This window comes from Frankia sp. AgKG'84/4, assembly GCF_023242965.2.
In the GTDB taxonomy this organism is placed as follows: Bacteria; Actinomycetota; Actinomycetes; order Frankiales; family Frankiaceae; genus Frankia.
Window position 1 is genome coordinate 1 of the sequence record NZ_JALKFU020001031.1, and the last position, 1,726, is coordinate 1,726.

A 1,726-nucleotide genomic window follows, 5' to 3' on the forward strand; every position below is an offset into this window, starting at 1 on the left:
CCGCTGCTCGGCGCGGGCCGCTGGCCCAGCGGCTACCGGGTGGCGGCCGACCGGGCCGCCTCCTGAGCGGCGGCGCTCGCGTCCAACTCGAGGGTCAGCGCCGCCACCGCGCGGATCTCCCGGGCGTCCTGCCCGGGATCGCCGGCGACGATGCGGGCGCAGATGTCGCCGTACATCGCCGGGTAGCTGTCGAGCCGGTTCACCCTGCGCCGGCGCAGGATCCGCGCGCCTGCCTCGGCCGTGTAGCGGGCGCCGTCGACGATGGTCACGGTCACGCCGTTCGCCCGCAGCTCGGTGTGTTCCCGCAGGCCGTAGCGGCTGCCACCGGCACTGGTCAGCACCAGCGACAGCACCGCGTCGTTCGCGAGCTCGACGTAGACGGTGAAGGTGCCGCCGCGGGCAGCGGTGACCGTCGAGCGGCGCACCGCCGCGAAGTCGTTCAGCCACAGGAAATGGTCGATCCAGTGGCAGCCGTTGCTCACCAGCCGGGTGCGCGACGCCGGCCACCGGTACCAGTGTCGTCGCGGTAGCGGTTCCTCGAACACGACCGCGCTGTAGAGCATCGGCTCGCCGCCGCGGTCCAGGCCGAGATCGGTCCGCAGCCAGGCGTTCATCGGCGCGTGCCGCCGCTGGTAGCAGGCGAACAGCCGGCCACCGGTGTCGACGAGCTTCGTCAGCTCGTCGAGGTCCTCCCGCGTGGTGACCACCGGCTTCTCCACGACGGCCACCGCTCCGCGGCGCAGCGCGCCCACGGCCAGCGGGGCGTGGGTGTGGTGGTAGCCGGCGATGAGGACGACGTCCGTCGGTTCGTCGTCGCGGGGCGTGGGAGAAGTGTCCCAGGCCCACCGGTGGGTGCGGCGCGCGCCGATCTGGACCGGGTCGATCTCGTGCACGCGCCGCAGGTCCAGCTGGTCCTGGACGTGCGGGACGATCTGGGTCTTGGCGTAGTGGCCGAGCCCGAACAGCGTGGCGGTCGGACGGCCGCTGCCCGCCGGCGGGGTCGGCCGCCGGCGGTCGTGGGTGGTGACCAGATTGTGGCCGGCGAGCAGATTGTGGCCGGCGAGCAGCCGGTCGTCGGGCCGCGGCCCCCGCCACTCCGCGGCGAGCCAGCTGGCGAGCCGGTCGACGACGGCCGGGTCCAGGGCGGCGCCGGCCAGCGGTGACCAGCCGATGAGCGACTCGTCGAGGTCGGGCGGGGTGCTCGCCGGGCGGGCCCGGTAGACCAGCGGTCCCGGCTGGGCCTGGTGCCCGCGGGCGAGCGTGCGCAGCAGGCGGGAATCGAGCACGACCCGCTCCATGCAGGCGGGATGACAGGGCGCGACGAAGGCGACCGCCGCACCGGTCCCGAACGGGACGGCGCGCTCGCCGTCGACGGTGCCCGAGTCCGCGTCGAGGACCACACCCAGGCCGATCCCGACGTAGCGGCGGTTGCGGTCCCGTTCCCGCAGCCGGCTCGCGGCCTTGCGGGTCACCGCGCGTACCCCGAACTCCCGGGTGTAGGCGGCCAGCGCCCGGGAGCCGCCGGCGCGGACGAAGTACTGCCCGTCCGCCGGCCCCAGGGTGATCCAGACCGTCGGCCGGACCCGCACGAGCCCGCCGGTCGCGGTCTCGTCCAGGTAGCCGCCCGACCAGCGCCCGGCGACGAGGACCCTCATCCCTGTGCCGGTTCCACGCCGCCGCGCCGCGCCGAGCCGTGCAGGGCGACCTGGGCGAGTCGCTCCCGGTC

Annotated in this window: 1 protein-coding gene; it reads right to left on the reverse strand. The window is 75.2% G+C overall.

Annotation, left to right across the window (positions count from 1 at the left end; translation table 11 throughout):
* Positions 1–32 precede the first annotated feature (32 nt).
* Positions 33–1,726: Gfo/Idh/MocA family protein (locus MXD58_RS27020; protein WP_250610706.1), on the reverse strand; the 1,694-nt coding region annotated here is incomplete at its 5' end.